Source organism: Synechococcus sp. A18-25c (assembly GCF_014280035.1).
In the GTDB taxonomy this organism is placed as follows: Bacteria; Cyanobacteriota; Cyanobacteriia; order PCC-6307; family Cyanobiaceae; genus Synechococcus_C.
On record NZ_CP047957.1, the window covers coordinates 951,441 to 970,340 of the forward strand.

At 59.7% G+C, this 18,900-nt stretch carries 21 protein-coding genes; 12 read left to right on the plus strand and 9 right to left on the minus strand.

Translation table 11 applies throughout. The features are described from left to right. Window positions 1-2: 2 nt before the first annotated feature. Both SynA1825c_RS05190 and SynA1825c_RS05195 read right to left on the minus strand, forming a co-directional pair. Window positions 3-992 carry a hypothetical protein gene (locus SynA1825c_RS05190; protein WP_186470588.1) on the minus strand — a complete coding sequence of 330 codons (990 nt, stop codon included), beginning with the start codon at window positions 990-992 and terminating at the stop codon, window positions 3-5. Window positions 993-1,086: 94 nt separating this feature from the next. Continuing rightward, window positions 1,087-1,587: a CRR6 family NdhI maturation factor gene (locus SynA1825c_RS05195; protein ID WP_186470589.1), complete on the minus strand. Its 501-nt coding sequence runs from the start codon at window positions 1,585-1,587 to the stop codon at window positions 1,087-1,089. Between the two features lie 79 nt (window positions 1,588-1,666). On the opposite strand from SynA1825c_RS05195, the gene psaM reads away from it, so the two are divergent. Then, the gene (gene psaM, locus SynA1825c_RS05200) at window positions 1,667-1,771 is read left to right on the plus strand and encodes a photosystem I reaction center subunit XII (RefSeq protein WP_186470590.1); all 105 of its coding nucleotides are present in this window, start codon (window positions 1,667-1,669) and stop codon (window positions 1,769-1,771) included. A 59-nt stretch (window positions 1,772-1,830) separates the two neighbouring features. Beyond that, a complete protein-coding gene (locus SynA1825c_RS05205) occupies window positions 1,831-2,172 on the plus strand; it encodes a hypothetical protein (protein WP_186470591.1) in 342 nt (113 codons plus the stop codon). A 109-nt stretch (window positions 2,173-2,281) separates the two neighbouring features. Here SynA1825c_RS05205 and SynA1825c_RS05210 read toward each other — a convergent pair whose 3' ends face one another. After that, the gene (locus SynA1825c_RS05210) at window positions 2,282-2,506 is read right to left on the minus strand and encodes a hypothetical protein (protein WP_186470592.1); all 225 of its coding nucleotides are present in this window, start codon (window positions 2,504-2,506) and stop codon (window positions 2,282-2,284) included. Window positions 2,507-3,181: 675 nt separating this feature from the next. After that, window positions 3,182-3,706, minus strand: a complete 525-nt coding sequence (locus SynA1825c_RS05215; protein ID WP_186470593.1) for a hypothetical protein — start codon at window positions 3,704-3,706, stop codon at window positions 3,182-3,184. 182 nt (window positions 3,707-3,888) lie between these two features. Between SynA1825c_RS05215 and SynA1825c_RS05220 the strand changes: the two genes are divergently transcribed. Then, window positions 3,889-4,851: a protochlorophyllide reductase gene (locus SynA1825c_RS05220; protein ID WP_186470594.1), complete on the plus strand. Its 963-nt coding sequence runs from the start codon at window positions 3,889-3,891 to the stop codon at window positions 4,849-4,851. 14 nt (window positions 4,852-4,865) lie between these two features. Here the strand turns inward: SynA1825c_RS05220 and bchL are convergent, their stop codons facing one another. The 4 genes from bchL to SynA1825c_RS05240 form a co-directional block, all read right to left on the minus strand. Next, the gene (gene bchL, locus SynA1825c_RS05225) at window positions 4,866-5,756 is read right to left on the minus strand and encodes a ferredoxin:protochlorophyllide reductase (ATP-dependent) iron-sulfur ATP-binding protein (protein WP_186470595.1); all 891 of its coding nucleotides are present in this window, start codon (window positions 5,754-5,756) and stop codon (window positions 4,866-4,868) included. 152 nt (window positions 5,757-5,908) lie between these two features. After that, entirely contained in the window at window positions 5,909-7,489 is a 1,581-nt protein-coding gene (locus SynA1825c_RS05230) for a ferredoxin:protochlorophyllide reductase (ATP-dependent) subunit B (RefSeq protein WP_186470596.1), read from the minus strand. Between the two features lie 6 nt (window positions 7,490-7,495). Continuing rightward, complete coding sequence (locus SynA1825c_RS05235) at window positions 7,496-8,770, minus strand: ferredoxin:protochlorophyllide reductase (ATP-dependent) subunit N (protein ID WP_186470597.1); 1,275 nt, start codon at window positions 8,768-8,770, stop codon at window positions 7,496-7,498. 232 nt (window positions 8,771-9,002) lie between these two features. After that, window positions 9,003-9,410, minus strand: a complete 408-nt coding sequence (locus SynA1825c_RS05240) for a hypothetical protein (RefSeq protein WP_186470598.1) — start codon at window positions 9,408-9,410, stop codon at window positions 9,003-9,005. 96 nt (window positions 9,411-9,506) lie between these two features. Between SynA1825c_RS05240 and SynA1825c_RS05245 the strand changes: the two genes are divergently transcribed. Continuing rightward, a complete protein-coding gene (locus SynA1825c_RS05245) occupies window positions 9,507-10,292 on the plus strand; it encodes a BMC domain-containing protein (RefSeq protein ID WP_186470599.1) in 786 nt (261 codons plus the stop codon). Between the two features lie 35 nt (window positions 10,293-10,327). Here SynA1825c_RS05245 and SynA1825c_RS05250 read toward each other — a convergent pair whose 3' ends face one another. Continuing rightward, complete coding sequence (locus tag SynA1825c_RS05250) at window positions 10,328-10,906, minus strand: non-canonical purine NTP pyrophosphatase (protein ID WP_186470600.1); 579 nt, start codon at window positions 10,904-10,906, stop codon at window positions 10,328-10,330. Between the two features lie 290 nt (window positions 10,907-11,196). Here SynA1825c_RS05250 and SynA1825c_RS05255 point away from each other — a divergent pair, with 290 nt between their 5' ends. The 8 genes from SynA1825c_RS05255 to SynA1825c_RS13730 all read left to right on the plus strand — a co-directional run bounded on the left by SynA1825c_RS05255 (window position 11,197) and on the right by SynA1825c_RS13730 (window position 18,867). Then, on the plus strand, window positions 11,197-11,508 hold the full coding sequence (locus tag SynA1825c_RS05255) for a BMC domain-containing protein (RefSeq protein WP_006169870.1): 312 nt from the start codon (window positions 11,197-11,199) through the stop codon (window positions 11,506-11,508). A 68-nt stretch (window positions 11,509-11,576) separates the two neighbouring features. After that, window positions 11,577-12,992 carry a form I ribulose bisphosphate carboxylase large subunit gene (locus tag SynA1825c_RS05260; RefSeq protein ID WP_011363747.1) on the plus strand — a complete coding sequence of 472 codons (1,416 nt, stop codon included), beginning with the start codon at window positions 11,577-11,579 and terminating at the stop codon, window positions 12,990-12,992. A 59-nt stretch (window positions 12,993-13,051) separates the two neighbouring features. Then, on the plus strand, window positions 13,052-13,393 hold the full coding sequence (locus SynA1825c_RS05265; RefSeq protein ID WP_011363748.1) for a ribulose bisphosphate carboxylase small subunit: 342 nt from the start codon (window positions 13,052-13,054) through the stop codon (window positions 13,391-13,393). Between the two features lie 102 nt (window positions 13,394-13,495). Then, window positions 13,496-15,859, plus strand: a complete 2,364-nt coding sequence (locus SynA1825c_RS05270; protein WP_186470601.1) for a CsoS2 family carboxysome shell protein — start codon at window positions 13,496-13,498, stop codon at window positions 15,857-15,859. A 7-nt stretch (window positions 15,860-15,866) separates the two neighbouring features. Further along, window positions 15,867-17,633: a carboxysome shell carbonic anhydrase gene (locus SynA1825c_RS05275; RefSeq protein WP_186470602.1), complete on the plus strand. Its 1,767-nt coding sequence runs from the start codon at window positions 15,867-15,869 to the stop codon at window positions 17,631-17,633. Between the two features lie 2 nt (window positions 17,634-17,635). Further along, complete coding sequence (locus SynA1825c_RS05280; protein WP_186470603.1) at window positions 17,636-17,956, plus strand: carboxysome peptide A; 321 nt, start codon at window positions 17,636-17,638, stop codon at window positions 17,954-17,956. Next, window positions 17,956-18,207 (plus strand): carboxysome peptide B, encoded by a 252-nt coding sequence (locus tag SynA1825c_RS05285; protein ID WP_186470604.1) that lies wholly within the window; start codon window positions 17,956-17,958, stop codon window positions 18,205-18,207. Before SynA1825c_RS05280 ends, SynA1825c_RS05285 begins: the two co-directional genes overlap by 1 nt. Window positions 18,208-18,252: 45 nt before the next feature. Then, a complete protein-coding gene (locus SynA1825c_RS13730) occupies window positions 18,253-18,867 on the plus strand; it encodes a BMC domain-containing protein (protein ID WP_186470605.1) in 615 nt (204 codons plus the stop codon). Window positions 18,868-18,900 lie beyond the last annotated feature (33 nt).

Consider the following 18,900-nt stretch of genomic DNA (forward strand, 5'->3'; position numbering starts at 1 on the left):
TCTCAGCCGGTGCTCCAGGCGATCAGTGGTTGGAGCCCAAGCGCAAACAGCACGCTGACCAGAACACCGACTGACGCTTTGCCAATGTCGTTGCCAATGATCTGGTGGAGCTCTCCTCCGTTCCGATTGGTGAACACCTCATCGAGGCTTTTTTCCTTGAAACGAAGGGCGACTTCTCGCCCGCCGATCAATCCCAGGAAGACCCAGGTGGTGCTGAGTGGAAAGCTGCTCAGGCCTGCTTTGATCAACAGGCACAATCCGAACGTGAAGTCGATCACGGTTGCCGAGCGCAAATCAGCCATGTTGGTTTTGCTGCTTAGCACCCCTTGAATCGGTCCGCCGCCGATGACCACCAGCAGGCACAGTCCGATGCAGAGAATCACGGAGCAGAGAACCATCGGCAGCATCCCCAGACTGCGCGGCAGATACACAAAGATGTTGGCCAGGTCCTGCACCATCCACATGCTCCAGAGAAATCCTGTCGAGCACCACTGAAGCCCGTACCAGATCGCGTTGAATTCCTTGTGGTCGCGAGTCCGCCGGAATACCCAGCGCTCCAACATCCACATCCCCAGCCACCAGACGGTCCAGCCAAGCCCGAACGCCAGGACATAGCCCGATAACGAACTCTGTAGCAATTTTCCGATGTTGTTCGGCACAAAGGATGTCAACACAAGGAAGGATGTGCTGACAGGGGCTCCCCAGGCTGTTAGTGCCAGCACAGCCAACGGTGGCAGGACGTACACCCAGGTGAAAGTTTCAGGGAGGGGAAAGTGCTCCAGGCGCCCCCAGGCGGGATCACCATTGTTCATGCTCCAGCCCAAGCCCAGAACCACAAGCGTGATGGTGCAGATGAAGCTCATCTGGATCCACCTGGGCGTCCGTGCTCGGTTGGACGAGATGTAGGTGCCCAGCGTCTGCAGAGAGTCATTCGCCACCACGGAGCAGGCGGCGAGGAGAAAACCCAGCACCATCCAGATGTTGACGTCCATCAGTGCGACTACTGGCAACACCTGTTTAGAGAGAAATATTTTCTAAGGACTTGATTTGACCGACTTCAGTCGGGGTGGTTCGTTCCCTTACCCCTTACCGCGACTGATCCAGCAGCTCCCAGAAACCGGCATCCAACTCGAAGCCCAAACTTGCGGCCATCAGGCTCAGATTGCCCCGCTGCTGGCCAGCTTGGCCAGACCTTGCACCGAGATGATCCAACAGCATCAGGCGGTGGGTGATCCAGAGCTCCAGGGCCTGTGGGTCGAAGCGAATGCCTTCGCTGGCGCTGAAATCATGGGGAACCAGCATCGCCACGTGTTGCGCGAGGCTGCCGCTGGTGCGATCCAGAAGCAGGGGCAGCCAGGGATGTTGCGCATCAGCCTTAAGCGCCCACAGCCTGGGTTCTGGGCATTCACTGAGTTCCCGGGGGTCTTCGGCAGGGCGCGGCCATGCATAGCGAATCTCTAATGCGGCACCGGCCTGGAGCAGGGTTTCCAGTGGTTGTGTTATCCAGGGGTCGAGCGGTTTCAGATCCAGCGTCCGGATCGCCTCTGCGTCGATGGTGACTCGGGGATCAGGACTCAGCGCTTGCATGGGGGTGTGACAGGCCTTTGCGAATGATGGCGTCCCGAGCGCTAAGCACGAAAGAATGCGTGTGTTTCGTGGATCCGACATGGTCAGCTCAATCACCCAGACCGAAATTTTCATCGCTCTCGTGGTCGCTGCTCACGCCGGCGTTCTGGCCTTGCGTCTCTGCGTGAGCCTTTACCGCGCCTGAGTGCATCGGGATGGAACAGGTCCTCTTGGCAGGTCCGGGTCCTCGCGTTACAAGCGGACATGCACAAAGCTGTTCCATCCGCGCCTGACGCTGCCTCTTTGGCCGCTCTGCTTCAGCATCAGAACGATCGTCGGGAGCTGTTGTGCAGCACCCTCGCTCTCGCTGTGAAGGTGGGGTTGATCTTTTTGGGGTCTGTGAGCCTCGTGCGGCTTTCAGTGGCCTATCAAGAAAGGCTTGATCGCCATGGGGAGCTTGCTGCTGTGGTGGATGTTGAGGCCAATAAATTGCAGGGACTGCAGCATCGCTTTGACTCGCTATTCACTCTTGGAGGCGAGAAGCGGTTGATGGATGAGCAGGAGCAGTGGATTGCTCCCAATCGGTTGCGCGTGATCTGGCGCTGAAGCGAAAGCAGGGTCTCAACCTCTCACTCATCCCCCGGTGGGCAGTTGAAGTGGAATCGGCAACCCCCACAGCGTTTCCTTACCTAAAGGCCAAAGAGGTTGTGGAGGGTCAGGTGTTGGATGAAGCCTCTTCGTAGTTGAAGTCCTGCAGACCGTATTGGGCCATTCTCTTTCCAGATTTTGTGTCAAACAAAGAGACAACTAAGTCGGGCTCCTTCCAGTTTTTTTGGTTGATCAATCTGTTCAGTGCGTCCATTGCATCTTCAAGGTCGTCGTGGAGATCAACATCGCGGAATGCTCCACCTTCTGATCCAACCGCAATTCTGTAACCCATGCATGTGTGTGATTTCGAGCATGGTACGGCGGCGGATCCCTGGCAACAGATTGAGGCTGTCTGAACAATTCATCGTTTGTAGCCAGCAATGAAGACACCCCTCGTTTTGAGGCGGGCAACTGCTGACATGGGGGTGGCAGATGCGTTCAGTAGCGATAAAGAGGGTTTGATGCTGCATCGATGGGATGCTGATTCACACCGCACATGGTCAACCTGTTGGTGAATGGATTGACGACGGCAAGCACCCGCCCTTCAGGGCGCCAGGGTGTCCGTTGCAGGCGTTGAATTACGACGAGTCTCAGATGAAGGAAAGCGACGCTGAGACCAGAGCACAACGGGGATCATTGGTTTACGACTGCTGAGCGTCTGTTCTTCTGCTGAGCGTCTGTTCTTCGATCTGGTCACCGAAGGATTCTTTGGTTGCGGTTCTGTGGGGAGACCGCTCAGCTTCTTTCTGCGCGTTGGCCACTCCAGGGGTTGGTTTGGTGGCCACTAGAAACCAAACGTTCCGAGCATCAGCTGCAGAAGGCCGAGGCCCAATAGGAAGGTGCTGGCCAGGAGGCCAAGATCTTTTCTCGAGGGAGCCACGGCTGCTCGCAACAACAAGGTGGAAAAACCTAAAGGAAATCTAAAGAAGCATTTGCGCGTCTCAACCTCTCGTCACATCGGTCAATCTCAGTTGCGGCTGTTCGACGCTGTTAACAGGATCAACCGAAGCAGGCCGGAGAGGCTGCTGCTGGTTCCGTTTTGGTGGTTGTAAACAAGGTCGCTGATCACCCAGCCGTTGTCCGATCGAATCAGGCGATAGGAGAGTTGCTGGGGTCTTTCTGATGCGCGTCCTCTGAGACCTGTCTGCACGGCCACGGATGCTGCGATCACGTCTGGAAAAAATCCATTCGCTGCGGGGTAGAGCTTGTGGCAGCCGATCACATCGGCCCCGAAGGTTGTCACTTGGGTTCCGCTGAACACCACGAAGTCGAGAAAGGCTCCATCCACCCGCGGGTCGAGATCCCAGGCACGGTCGAGTTGGTCGTAAAGCTCAGGCGTGAACGTTTGTTTCTGCAGTGTGAGGTCACCGCGATGTTGATCTGCCTGAGCAGCGAGGTGCCATCGGTACAGGTCATCGAGGCGATCCACCACCTGTTGGGGGCATGCCGCTCCAGCCGAGGTCAGGGCTGTCGCAAGGATCAGATTCAGCACAGCAAATCAGCACGTTCTCCTCAGTGTGTGCTGTTTTCCCTGGACGCGGGTCTTGCTTCAAAGCCGTTTGGATGGCTCAGCCGGACTGTTGCGCTGACGGTCCAGCCCGCTGAGATTCGTGACCGAAGCATGCCGCTGGTTTCGGCTGGCGTTCAGACTGACGCCCTCCTTGGACTGATGCGATGTCCGCCCCTGGCACCGTTCTGATCACCGGCACCACCTCCGGGGTCGGTCTTAATGCCACGCGAGCCTTAGTGCAGCAGGGTTGGACGGTGATGACCGCCAACCGCAGTCCGCAACGCGCTGCTGCTGCTGCTGATGCGCTGGATCTTCCCAAGGAGCGGCTTCAGCATGTGTTGATGGATTTGGGTGATCTCGACAGCGTGCGTCGGGCCGTGGATGCCTTGCCCGAGCGTCTGGATGCCGTGGTCTGCAACGCAGCCGTGTACAAGCCCAAGCTGAAGCAGCCGGAGCATTCTCCTCAGGGCTATGAAATTTCAATGGCCACCAACCATTTCGGCCACTTCTTGCTGATTCATCTGCTGATGGATCGTCTGCAAGCTTCCACGCATCCATCCCGCCGTGTTGTGATCCTTGGAACCGTGACGGCGAATTCCAAGGAGCTGGGTGGCAAGATCCCTATCCCTGCTCCCGCCGACCTCGGCGACCTATCCGGCTTTGAAGCCGGGTTCAAAGACCCCATTGCCATGGCCAGCGGCAAGCCGTTCAAGCCCGGCAAGGCCTACAAAGACAGCAAACTCTGCAACATGATCACGACGCAGGAGCTGCATCGGCGTCTTCATGCGGAGACCGGCATCACCTTCTCATCGCTCTATCCAGGGTGTGTGGCCGATACGCCCCTGTTTCGCAACACGCCACGGGCCTTCCAGGTGATTTTCCCCTGGTTTCAGAAGAACATCACAGGTGGGTACGTCACCCAAGCGCTGGCCGGTGAGCGGGTCGCCCAGGTGGTTTCCCATCCAGATTTCGCCGAATCTGGTGTGCACTGGAGCTGGGGTAACCGTCAGAAAAAAGACGGCGAACAGTTCCGTCAGGAACTATCCGAGAAGGCCACTGACCCCGAAACCGCGTCAAAGGTTTGGGATCTGTCGATGGCGTTGGTGGGGCTCAGCAACGAGGGCTGAGCCAGGCATCACCATCAGTCGAAGCCGAGCAGGTCGAAGATCTCTCTGTCTTTGAGAGGCTCAGCTTCTAAGGGCTCAACCGACTCAAGCATTGACTGCGCCAGCCTGAGGTATTCCTGTTGAACAGCGCTCACCCCTTCATCGGCAGGATCCATTTCGAAGATGGTGCACTTCTTCAGGCGTGACCGTCGGATGGCGTCCACGTCTCGGAAATGGGCCATGGTTTTCAGGCCTGTGCGGGTGTTGAACTTATCGATCTGATCGGTGTCTGCCGAACGATTGGCCACCACGCCACCAAGCCGCACTTTGTAATTTTTGGCTTTGGCCTGAATCGCGGCCACGATTCTGTTCATGGCGAAGATGGAATCAAAATCATTCGCCGTCACAATCAAGCAGTAGTTGGCGTGCTGCAGCGGTGCAGCAAATCCACCACAAACCACATCGCCGAGCACGTCAAAGATCACCACGTCGGTGTCCTCAAGCAGATGGTGCTCTTTGAGCAGCTTCACCGTCTGGCCAGTGACATAACCACCACAGCCCGTGCCAGCCGGCGGGCCGCCGCTTTCGACGCACTGAACTCCGTTGAAGCCGTTGAAGACGAAGTCTTCAGGTCGGAGTTCTTCGCTGTGGAAGTCCACTTCTTCAAGGATGTCGATCACGGTCGGCACCATCCGATGAGTGAGCGTGAAGGTGCTGTCGTGCTTTGGGTCGCATCCGATTTGCAGCACCCGCTTGCCCAATTTGGAAAAGGCGGCGGAGAGGTTGGAGGAGGTGGTGGATTTGCCGATCCCCCCTTTGCCGTACACAGCAATCACCAGGGTTTCCTCGGTGATCTCCATGCCCGGATCCTGGTGGACCTGCACGCTTCCTTCGCCGTCTGCCGGCCGCCTCAGGGTCGTGGTCATTCAGCACCCTTCTCCAATGGGTTTGGTTTCATTCAACAGCAGTTCATGGACTGATGCTCATTTACAACGAGAAATCAAAGATCTGCTCCCGCTGACATCAGAATATCCGTCCATTTTTAAATGGTAAAAATAAAAAAATTGAGTGCAAATGCTCATGCCTTGTAGTGGGCTTTGGCGTCATAGAGCGTTTCGCTACTGATCTCCAGATGGCCCTGCTCGCGTGCATAAGACTCTGTGTTGCGTCGCACTTTGCCGCGAACGAAAAATGGAATCTTGCGCAGCTCTGCTTCGCCATCCGCGGTCCAAGTCAGACCTGTGGACGCTGTGGCTTGATCCGCACTTGATGCTGTGGGCATTTCAGCGCTTGCGCCCGATCCTCCGCTGTGGCCGAGATGGCTCTGATGTCCATCCACAAACTCGAAGTCGTGGCGGAACATGCCGATCAGATGCTCCTCCAGACCCATCATCAAGGGGTGCACCCAGGCATCAAAGATCACGTTGGCCCCTTCCCATCCCATCTGAGGACTGGTGCGTGCGGGGACGTCTTGCACGTGCATCGGTGTGCTGATTACCGCGCAGGGAAGTCCTAGCCGTTTGGCGCTGTGGCGTTCCATTTGCGTTCCCAGCACCAGCTCCGGCGCTGTCTCCGCCATAGCGGCCTCCACCTCCAAATAGTCATCCGTGATCAGGGCCTCCAGGCCCAGTTGCTTCGCAGCAGCCCGTACCGCCCGTGCCATCTCACGGCTGTAGGTGCCAAGGCCGACCACCTCGAAGCCCAGCTCCTCTTGGCAGATGCGTGCGGCAGCTAGGGCGTGGGTGCCATCGCCAAAAATAAACACGCGTTTTCCGGTGAGATAAGTCGAATCCACTGATTCGGAGTACCAGGGCAAGCGTGAACGTCGATAACCTTCGTCGGGTGCCGGCGGCTCCATCCCAAGCAGGGTGTGGAGCTCCACCAAAAAGGCGTGCGTGGCGCCAACGCCGATGGGGACCGTGCGCGTGAACGGGGTGCCGAAATTCCGCTCCAGCCAGCTGCAACTGGATTCGGCAATTTCTGGGTACAGGCAAACGTTGAGATCCGCCTGAGGCAGGCGTTGGATGTCATCCACACTGGCGCCAAGGGGAGCCACCACGCCGACATCCACGCCATGAAGAGTCAACAACCGCTGCACTTCGAGCACGTCATCGCGGCAGCGGAATCCAAGTAGCGAGGGTCCAAGCAGATTCACCCGCGGCCGCCGGCCCTCAGTTTTCCAGGCCTCTGTGTTGTGCTGCGGCTGATCCGGCACCTGTGGCTTCAGCAGGCTGCGGGTTAGTTGATACAGCGTTTCGGCTGCTCCCCAATTTTCTTTCTTGCTGTATGCAGGCAGTTCCAAAGGCACCACCGGCATTGTCAGGTCCATCCCCTTGGCCAAGGCACCGGGTTGGTCCTGAATCAGTTCAGCGGTGCAACTCTCTCCAACGAGCAGTGCTTCAGGTTGAAAGCGCTCGGCCGCTTCTCGCACCGTTCGCTTCACCAGTTCGGCAGTGTCGCCTCCCAGATCCCTGGCCTGAAAGGTGGTGTAGGTGACCGGTGGGCGCTCCCCTCGCCGTTCGATCATCGTGAACAACAAGTCGGCATAGGTATCCCCTTGTGGTGCATGCAGCACGTAGTGCACGTCGCGCATGGATGCGGCGATGCGCATGGCCCCCACATGCGGCGGGCCTTCATAGGTCCAGAGCGTGAGTTGCATGGGATTTCAGACGTGAACAGAGGGTTGAGGCGCTGTGGGATGCAGTGCTGGTTCGATGCGCTGACGCCGGCGCAGGGGTCTCGAGAACAATTCGGCCAGATCACCGGCCTGATCGATCCCATGGATGGGACTGAACACAAGTTCGATCGACCACTTGGTGGTGATGCCTTCCGCTTCAAGAGGGTTGGCCAGGCCCATGCCGCAGACCACAAGATCCGGCTGGCTGTCGCGAACGCGGTCCAGCTGGCGATCGACGTGTTGTCCTTCCATCACCGTGGTGCCTTCAGGAAGCAGCGCCAACTCTTCGGCCATCAGCTCACGGTTGAGATACGGCGTGCCCACCTCCACCAACTCCATGCCGCATTCACGCTGCAGAAAGCGTGCAAGCGAGAGCTCGAGCTGCGATTCAGGCAGCAGGACAATCCGTTTGCCTTCGAGAATCTGGCGGTGTGGCGCCAGGGCCTGATGGGCCCGCCGTTCGAGGGGATCGAGCACCTCCGCCACCCGATCGGCTGGCAGGTTGAAGTCTCGGCAGGCGGTCTCCATCCATCGGCGACTGCCCTCTGCTCCGAGCGGAAAGGGTGCACTCAACACGCGTGCGCCGCGATCGCGAAGCATCCGCGCGGTGTTGCTCAGAAACGGCTGGGTGAGCAGAACCGTCGTGCCGGGTCCCACCGCTGGTAAGTCCGTTGATTGCCGAGGCGGCAGGCTGTGCACCGTCTGGATGCCCAGGCGTGTGAAGAGGTGGATCAGGCGGTCTTCCACCGCATTGGCGAGGGTTCCGACCAACAGCAACTGACGCTCGTCAGTGCTGGGCAGCAGCGGACCCAGTGCTGCGAGAGCGCCATCCTCGCCATCGGTGAAGGTGGTCTCGATCCCACTGCCGGAGTAATTCACGACTCGCACACGCCCTTGAAGCTCCTCATTCAGGCGTTCGGCGGCACGAGCTAAATCCAGCTTGATCACCTCACTGGGGCAGGACCCCACAAGAAACAGGGTGCGAATTTCCGGTCGACGTTGCAGAAGTTCCCGAGCCACACGGTCGAGCTCGTCATGGGCATCGGCGAGGCCCGCTAGATCGCGTTCGCTGAGGATCGCGGTGCCAAAGCGCGGTTCCGCGAAGATCATCACGCCGGCGGCGCTCTGGATCAGATGGGCGCAGGTGCGGGACCCGACCACCAGGAAGAACGCATCCGGCATGCGGCGATGCAGCCACACGATTGAGGTCAGGCCACAGAACACCTCCCGAGGTCCTGACTCCTTTTGCAGATTCGCGCCCATGGCGATTCCCGAGCTTTTCCTGTTATCACCATGACCACAAATGAGCTGAGCGAGCCAAGTGATCGAAACTCTTTGGGATCACTGCGGTTCAGGTTGTTTCCGCTAACGCGCTTTCAGACAACGGTCCACCGGGGTGGACTGTCGAGCTGCACACCCAATCGAGGGTGATCGCCCAGCTGGCGACCACCGCTGTTCTACGCACATGGCATGCCAAGACAAACCCGCATTGGGCTCAGAGTCTGCGGCGGAAGCGATTCTCAACGAAGTGTGCGCTGGAGTGGCTTTCGGCCTCTTCCATGCGGGTCAGGCGCCAGACGTTGCGGCTCACGCGACGGGCCTGCAGGCCTCCGCGTTCAACGACTTCGCTGCCCGGGCGTGCCCCGAGCAGATAGGTCACCTCTGATGTGGTGAGAGGGGCGCCGGTTTCGATAGCAAGCGACGTCAATTCCAATCTGTGGCGCAGTTGTCGCACCATGATGCTGGGACCGCTTTCCTCCGCTTCGATCCAGGGGAGTTCTCCCTGCCCTTCGCTGGCGAGTCGCTGCATGAGCCGATAGCTCACCAGGCCGAGGGCCTGCTCGGCATTGATCTCTGTCAAGAGTTGACCTGGCTCTTCAGCGGTTTGGCGTGTCGGAGCCATGGCTCAAAAGGCAGCTGGGCTGAAGGTATCGGCTGTGTCCAGCTGCGCAAGCGCCCATTCCCTGATTTCTGGAGAGCTTCGAGTAACATCCCCGCCATGAATCGTTTCGCCGGCTTCGACGCCAGGGAGCGGCGGGTCGGCGGAAGCGCTCTCGTCACTGGAACGGAGGTCAATCCCTCCGCCAGTGGTGCAAGCTGCGTGGTCACCACCGATTCGGAGTCTTCACGCTTCACGCGGCGGAACAGCCATGTGCAGTCGATTGAACTGCGCACGCATGTCTTCATCGATTCACTGCAGCCACAACTCGCGGCCTATATGGGTTCCGTGAGCCAAGGTTTCCTTCCCATACCGGGAGATGCCTGCCTCTGGATGGAGGTGTCACCTGGTATGGCTGTGCACCGTGTCACAGATATTGCCCTCAAGGCCAGCAACGTGCGCCTCGGTCAGATGGTGGTGGAGCGGGCCTTCGGATCCATGGCCCTGTATCACCGCGATCAGAGCACGGTGCTCCATTCCGGAGATGTGGTGCTGGAGGCTATCGGCAGCTCCATCGAGCAGCGCAGTCCCGCTGAAGTGAGCTGGACCGAAGTGATCCGAGCCATCACGCCCGACCATGCGGTGTTGATCAATCGTCAGAACCGCCGCGGTTCGATGATCGAAGCAGGGATGAGCATGTTCATTCTGGAAACTGAACCGGCCGGCTACGTGTTGATCGCCGCAAACGAAGCCGAAAAGGCATCGAACATCACCCTTGTGGACGTGAAGGCGGTGGGTGCTTTCGGTCGCCTCACCCTTGCCGGCCGGGAAGGTGATGTGGAGGAGGCGGCTGCAGCGGCCATGCGGGCCATCGACATGGTGAATCGACGCTCCACCCAGCGTTGAGTTGAGCAAGTCGAGTTGAGCAATCAGTTCAAGCGTTAGTGCAGATGGAGACGTCGCCTTAGGCCCGGTGCAAGCGCTCGAGCAGCTTTGCCTCGACTACCGAGCTTGGTCAGCTGCGCTGTGTTCAGTTCTCCATAACTGCAACCGGCTTCTCGCACCCAGAACAGCGACTCGATGCCGCCTCCGGCATAAGCGGGCTCCTGAAGCAGCTCGCCCCAGCAGAACCCTTCGGCTTCCTCGTCGCACTCACCATCCGGTGAACAGAGCACCATGGCACTGCGAAAACAGGCACTTCGATAGGGGATTCCCTGCATCGCCTCCGTCAAGCGCGACAGCTTCTCGGGATCTGATGCAGCAAATCGGGCAGTGAACAGACCCGGAGCTCCATCGAGGGCGTCCACTTCCAGACCCGAATCATCGGCGAGAGCCCAGCAGCCCGTGCGTTCGGCAGCCGCGCAGGCCTTCAGGCGTGCGTTCTCCAGGTAAGTGGATCCCGTCTCCTCGACCTCAAGATCCGGAGGTTGGCGTTGAACTTCGATGGCAATCGGCCCGAGCATCGATTCAATTTCAGCAACCTTGTGCGGATTGCCGCTGGCGATGATCAGGGTGCGCAAGGCACGGCTCTGCGGAGGAGCACCATTGTGTGGGATGGGGCGACAGAGAGCCGTCGGGAAGCTTTACGGAATGTAAACGGGACCACCTTGTCGCCATCGTCAACCGTTTGTGCTGGCCTGCTCACATCCCTTGCCACAGTTCTCTGGATCAGTCCACGACAGGGTGATCAGCGTGGCTTATCAGGTTCACTACGGACAGTGATCCGGGAATTGCTCGCTAGCCCTTGACGCCATCCCCTGCGGCAAAGCAGTCTCACCCGCGAACATTCCACCCCTTTTCCCGGTAGGCAATGGCTAACGAAACCATGGGCATCGCTCTCGGCATGATCGAGACACGCGGCCTCGTCCCCGCGATCGAAGCAGCTGACGCCATGACCAAGGCTGCCGAAGTGCGCCTGATTGGTCGTGAGTTCGTCGGCGGCGGTTACGTCACCGTTCTGGTTCGCGGCGAGACCGGTGCAGTGAACGCAGCTGTGCGTGCTGGCGCCGATGCCTGTGAGCGCGTGGGCGACGGCCTCGTTGCTGCACACATCATCGCCCGCCCCCACCGCGAAGTGGAGCCTGCACTGGGCAACGGCAACTTCCTTGGTCAGAAGGACTGAGATCGGCTGAACCTCTGATTTGAGGTTGCAACGTCTCACCCCCTTCACCGACTAAACGGAGTTTTCTCATGAGCAAGAAGTACGACGCTGGGGTCAAGGAGTACAGGGATACCTACTGGACTCCTGATTACGTCCCCCTCGACACCGACCTGCTGGCCTGCTTCAAGTGCACCGGCCAGGAAGGTGTGCCCAAGGAAGAAGTCGCCGCTGCTGTGGCTGCTGAATCCTCCACCGGCACCTGGTCCACTGTGTGGTCCGAGCTCCTCACCGACCTCGACTTTTACAAAGGCCGTTGCTACCGCATCGAAGACGTCCCTGGTGACAAGGAGTCGTTCTATGCCTTCATCGCCTACCCCCTCGACTTGTTCGAAGAGGGTTCCATCACCAACGTCCTGACCTCACTGGTCGGCAACGTGTTTGGTTTCAAGGCGCTGCGCCACCTCCGTCTGGAAGACATCCGCTTCCCGATGGCGTTCATCAAGAGCTGCTACGGCCCGCCGAACGGCATCCAGGTCGAGCGCGACCGCATGAACAAGTACGGCCGCCCTCTGCTGGGTTGCACCATCAAGCCGAAGCTCGGCCTGAGCGGTAAGAACTACGGCCGCGTTGTTTATGAGTGCCTGCGTGGCGGTCTGGACTTCACCAAGGACGACGAGAACATCAACTCCCAGCCCTTCCAGCGTTGGCAGAACCGCTTCGAATTTGTTGCGGAAGCCATCAAGCTGTCCGAGCAGGAGACCGGCGAGCGCAAGGGTCACTACCTCAACGTGACCGCCAACACTCCCGAAGAGATGTATGAGCGCGCTGAGTTCGCCAAGGAACTCGGTATGCCAATCATCATGCACGACTTCATCACTGGTGGCTTCACGGCCAACACCGGTCTGTCGAAGTGGTGCCGTAAGAACGGCATGTTGCTGCACATCCACCGCGCCATGCACGCGGTGATCGACCGTCACCCCAAGCACGGCATCCACTTCCGCGTTCTCGCCAAGTGTCTGCGTCTGTCCGGTGGTGATCAGCTGCACACCGGCACCGTGGTCGGAAAACTGGAAGGTGATCGTCAGACCACCCTTGGTTACATCGACCAGCTGCGCGAATCCTTCGTGCCCGAAGACCGCAGCCGCGGCAACTTCTTCGATCAGGACTGGGGTTCCATGCCTGGCGTGTTTGCCGTTGCTTCCGGCGGTATCCACGTGTGGCACATGCCTGCCCTGGTCACCATTTTCGGCGACGACTCCGTTCTTCAGTTCGGTGGTGGTACCCATGGTCACCCCTGGGGCTCCGCTGCAGGTGCTGCTGCCAACCGTGTGGCCCTCGAGGCTTGCGTCAAGGCACGCAACGCCGGCCGTCATCTCGAGAAAGAGAGCCGCGACATCCTCACGGAAGCCGCGAAGCACAGCCCCGAGCTGGCCATCGCCCTCGAGACCTGGAAGGAAATCAAGTTCGAGTTCGACACCGTCGACAAGCTCGACGTTCAGAACTGATCGTCTCAACGGCCGGTTGATGGAACCGGCCATCCCCTTCTCTTACACCCAGGATCCCCATGCCTTTCCAGAGCACCGTGGGTGACTATCAAACAGTCGCCACCCTGGAGACCTTCGGCTTTCTCCCGCCGATGACCCAGGACGAGATCTACGACCAGATCGCCTACATCATTGCCCAGGGTTGGAGCCCGCTTGTCGAGCACGTTCACCCCAGCAACTGCATGGCCACTTACTGGTCGTATTGGAAGCTCCCCTTCTTCGGTGAGAAGGATCTCAACGTTGTGGTGAGCGAGCTCGAGGCTTGCCATCGCGCTTATCCCGACCACCACGTGCGCATCGTTGGCTACGACGCTTACACCCAGAGCCAGGGTGCCTGCTTCGTGGTCTTCGAAGGCCGCTGATCTCCGGATCATTTGGTTCAGAGCCCTGATTCAGTTCAGGGCTCCAGTTTTTTCCGAAGGGACAGGTGTTCCTTCAATTCACGTCGAAATCCTCGGGCGGACATGGCAAGACTCTCCAGTCGCGAACTCGCACTTGAGCGCCGTAAGGCGCTGACCACTTCCGGTAAGAAAGCGTCTGTCGCCGCTCATGGCGGTGCCAATCGGGTGCGTACCGCCTCTGATGCCAGAGCGACCCGCACCAATGCGAATGCCGACCACTCCGATGTGTCCGTGCCAGCCGCTCCCGTCGCTGTTGCTCCGCGACGTTCGGCAACACTGAGCTCGTCGACCGCTCCTGTTCGTTCCCAGGTGAAGGCCCAGCGCCATCCAAGTCGTGACTTGGTGTTGGCTCGTCGTGAAGCCTTGTCACGTCGTGGCAAATCCGCTGATACCAGCAAAGACCGCAACCGTTCCGATGTTGCGAAGCAGTCGAATCCTGTCGCTGCATCTGCACCTCAGGAGACCAAATCCTGCGGCTGCGGCGGCAAGCGCGCTGCTGAGAAAACTGAGCTCTCCGCACCTCCCGCTGCCAAGGTTCAGTTGACTGCTCGGATCGAGCGCCGGTCGGCAATACCCAAGCGTCGGGCGATCGAGAACCCCAGCCGCGCTCTCGTGCTGGCGCGTCGTGAAGCGATGGCGAAGCATGGCAAGACCGCCGGCAAGCAACCCACCAGTGCTGCTGCCGTCGCCCGTCAGGCCAACCCCGATCTCACGAGTCGTGAGCTGGCACAACAGGTGCGAGAGCTCCGCGCCAAAGCCGGCGCCCGCAACAAGCAGAGTGCTGGTGTGACCCGCCCTACCGGTCCTAACCGTCATGGTGCAAAGCAGGCAGCTGCTGCTGATGCCCACTGGAAAGTGGGTGAAAGCACCACCACTGGAGGCCAGACCGTGACCGGGACTCAGGCCAACCGCTCGGTGAAGACCACCGGCAATGAAGCCAGCACCTGTCGCTCCATCACCGGCACGGAATACCTGGGCGCCGAGGTGTTCCAGACCTTCTGCCAATCTGCTCCTGAGCCGACCACCCCGGCCAAGGTTCGCGTCACCGCGACAAGTCACGGCAACCGTGTCACGGGGAATGAAGTCGGCCGTTCCGGCAAGGTCACCGGTGATGAGCCCGGCACTTGCAAGACGGTGACCGGCACCGAATACATCTCCGCCAACCAAGCCGCTGCTTATTGCGGTGCCTCTCATCCTTCTCCCCGCAAGGTGGGTCACAGCCTCACCCTGCAGGGCCGACCTGTGAGCGGTGTGATGGTCGGTCGTTCCGCCAGCGTCACCGGCGATGAAGCCGGTGCTGCACGCAATCTCACCGGTGATCAGTACTTGGGTTCTGATCCCTTGCCCGAAGGACGACCTGCCGCCAAGGTGGGCCTCTCCGGAACCCTGTCTGGCACTGGTGTGACTGGCACGATGGTGGGCCGCTCGGCGCAGGTCACCGGTGACGAGTTCGGCTCCTGCCACCGCGTGACGGGCGATCAGTACGTCAGTGCTGAGCAGGTGAATGCTTTCTGTGGAAGCAAGCCCGAGCCAGAAGCCGCCAAAGTTGGCTTCAGCATCACCAATCGCAACCAGGTAGTGAGCGGCACCCGTACGGGTCGATCGGAGATTGTGACTGGCGATGAGCCTGGCAGCTGCCAGGCCGTGACCGGAACTCCTTATGCAGGTCTCGAGCAGGCCGGCCAACACTGCGGCACCCCCGCAGTCCAGGCCATCCTTGAGCGCACTCCCGTGCGTGCGGGCACGCCTTCTGCTGCCTTGACCGGCATCCAGCCCGGAGTGGGCGGTGTGATGACGGGTGATCAGCGCGGCGCTTGTGAAGCTGTGACAGGGACCCCTTATGTCGGTGCTGACCAGCTCGCCGCCGCCTGTGGCGCTGATGCTCCTGCCGGCACCGACACCCATGGTGAATCCCCTGAAGGTGCACCCTGGACTCGTTTCAGCGTGGTGTCCCCTGCCCGTGCAGCCCAGCAGCAGCGTGAGGCTCGCTCCGGCGTGACCGGTACGTCCTACGAGCAAGGGAACCGGATCACCGGCCCTTTTGACATGGCTGGCGGCAAGGTGACTGGCACGGAGCAATTCCGCTTCGACAACCGCGACTTTCAAAACCGTCAGCAGCGTCAGTTCCAGCCCACCGTGGCTGTGGTTAGCGAGCCCTCAGAGAAGCCCGCATCCCGGGTGACCGGAGAGGGATCCTCCACCAAGATCACAGGTGATGACTGGGATCGTGGTGAGCATGTCACGGGTACCGAGGGTGCTTCGGCTCGTCGTCGTAACCCCAGCCGCCCTGGCCCGATGAGCGCCATGTCTCCTTTCGAGCGCAAGCGCAACGAGGAAACTGAATGGCCTGTGAGCCGTGTGACCGGTTCCAGCGGCAACACTGAAAAGGGGTCCCTGATCACCGTCTCCGGTGGCGCAAGGGGTTGATGCGCGCATGGTTCGCTCCAAGCCTTCCCGTGGCGGGCGAGCTCTTGCCCCCACAGCCCCAACGAGGCGTCAGCTTCAATCCATGGTGACGCCAGCCGCGGACCCCGATCAGGGATCTGCGGGGGAGTCCTTGACTTCCTCGAGTGAATCCACCACGCGTCTGTCCGCTCTGCAACGCAGGCAGGCTCTGACGGTCTCGGGCAAAGCTGCACGGCTTTCCAGTGGATCAGCGTCAGCTGGTCGTTTGCGCTCCAAGGCCGACCAACGTCGTCCAGTTGTGCATCAGCAACCTGGCTGGGTCAGACGTGGTGAGACCAAATCGCGTCCAGCGGTCAATCTCAGCCGAACGACTTTGCCCTGGTCGCAAGATCTTCACCCTCTGACGGACCAACAATCCAATCAGAGGCTTCAGGCCTATGAACTTGAGGTCAAAGGTCGTTTCGATCGCATCGTTCCGCTGCTGAAGCAGGTCTCTGCTCTTCAGCATGAGCCAGATTTTCTGACCCAGGCTCAGCGGCTTGCGCGGGCTGAGCTTGGTTTTGATCTGCCGGATCACATCCTTGAACTGTCCTGGGTTCGCCCCCTCGACATGCGAGCACTCTTCGCATGGTGCGTGTTTCAGTCGCATCAGCTCTTCAGTGAGCGTTTTTTCCAGGATGATCCTCTACAAGGGGCTTCAGGCAGCGCTGCGTCCAATGCCTTCAATGCGTTCCTATTGGAGTGTGGCTTTCATCTTCTGGATGTGACCCCCTGCGCCGATGGTCGCCTCGCCCACACCATTGTTTACGCCCTGCGCATTCCTTTCAGTGCGGTTCGGCGCCGGTCCCATGCCGGTGCGATGTTCGACATCGAGAACACCGTCAACCGCTGGGTCAAGACCGAACATCGTCGGTATCGCGAGCAGCATCCCAATGAAGCTCACGCGCCGACCCGTTATCTGAAAGTGGTCACTTACCACTTCAGCTCATTGGATCCCACCCACCAGGGTTGCGCTGCCCATGGCAGTGATGATGCTCTGGCCGCATCTTCAGGATTGCGTCGTCTTCACGATTTCCGCGAAGCCGTTGAGAACAGCTTCTGCTGTGGTGCTTCCGTCGATTTGCTGCTGATCGGACTCGACACGGACACCGACGCCATCCGCGTGCATGTTCCTGATGCAGAGGGTGAGATTCGCCTGGATCAATGGCTGTGCGCTTCAGCTCTCTATGAGAGCACCGCACCACTTACACGCCAACAGGCTCTCGAGGCGGTTGAAGCGGCCGTGAGAACGCATGCCTCGTCATCCCCAGATGACGGGATGGTGGCATTCATCACTCGCATGTTGATCAACAACATCTCCCAACAGGATTACGTGCGCTCCCTCCATCGCGGGCCCTACCCCGACGCTGGCCATGCCGAGCGTTTCATTGGTGTGGGCATTGGCTTCAAGGAGGTGCATCTGCGCAATCTCACGTATTTCGCTCACCTCGATACGGTCGAGCAGGGTGCTCCTGATTTGGATGTGGGCGTGAAGATCTTTAAGGGTCTGAATGTCTCCAGGGATCTGCCAATTCCCGTGGTGGTTCGCTTCGACTATTCCGGTCGTGTTCCTGGTGCCCGGGAGCGAGCCATTGCTGATTGCCAACGCATCCAGCAAGCCATCAACGAGCGCTACGCATCGCTGGTGAAGGACGGTCTGCTTCACACCCTTCTCACCATCCGCGACCGCGACCAGCCCCTACCGGCGGTGGCGGTAGGTTCCACACTCGATCCCGTCCAGCAGGAGGCTCACTGACCATGCTGATCGTCAAGGTCCTGAAGCCGCTCGTTTCTACGAACCGGATTCCCGATTTCGAACACAAGCATCTGCAGGTGGTGCAAGACGGCAGTGCCAAAAAGGTGGCTGTCGATGCCGTGGGCGCCAAACCCGGTGACTGGGTCATCTGTGTGAGCAGCTCCGCGGCCCGGGAGGCGGCTGGCAGTAAGTCATATCCCAGTGATCTGACCATTGTCGGCATCATTGACCATTGGGAACCCGATCCACCGAAACCCTCTCCCTCAGTGGCACCGTCGCCGGCCAAGTCCACCACGGAGCCCAAACAAGGAGATCCCTCCTAATGGAGATCATGCAGGTGATGGGAACGCTGGTCTGCACTTATCGGGTGGCCGGACTCGATCACATGCACCTGCGCATTCTCCAAAACAACAAAGGCAAAAAGCTTGTGGCTGTGGATCCCGTCGGTGCCCGTGAGGGCAACTGGGTGTTCACCGCTAGCGGTTCAGCCGCACGTCATGCCTGTCCCGATAACACCGTGCTCACTGATCTCACGATCGGCGGGATCATCGATCATTGGATGCCGGATGGATAACTGATCACCTCCAGCTTCACCGTTCCATCCCATTTTTCCCTGTTCATGGCCACTCCTGCTCCCCGTCGTCGCTCGTCTGCTTCCTCTTCGGCATCCGCTCGAGCGTCTCAGGCAGCCAAGACATCGTCGTCCAGCTCTGCCGCCAAGCCTGCTGCGAGCAAGGCAGATGCAGCGGCGTCTTCGGCCACCGTCGATGTGACGCCTGTGGCCAGCAGCAAATCCACGACGACGACCCGTCGCAGCACCACGGCACGTGCCAGTGCCTCCCGTGCGTCGACCACCCGCAGCACCACGCGTAGCGCGTCTGGTGCGTCGGGATCGGGCGGTGCTTCCAAAGCTGTCGCCTCAGCTCCCCAGCCGTCAGTGCAGGGCATAGCCCTGGGCATGATCGAGACCCGCGGCATGGTCCCCGCCATCGAAGCCGCTGACGCGATGACAAAGGCGGCGGAAGTTCAGCTGATTAGCCGTGAGTATGTGGGCGGTGGTTACGTCACGGTGATGGTGCGTGGTGAAACCGGTGCTGTGAACGCTGCAGTGCGGGCTGGTGCCGATGCCTGTGAACGTGTCGGCGACGGTCTCGTGGCCGCCCATATCATTGCGCGCCCTCACCAAGAGGTTGAACCCGCCCTCGTCGCTACCAATGTGCGACGACGCAGCTGATCGACACACTCTTAGGGGACCTTTTCAGATTAG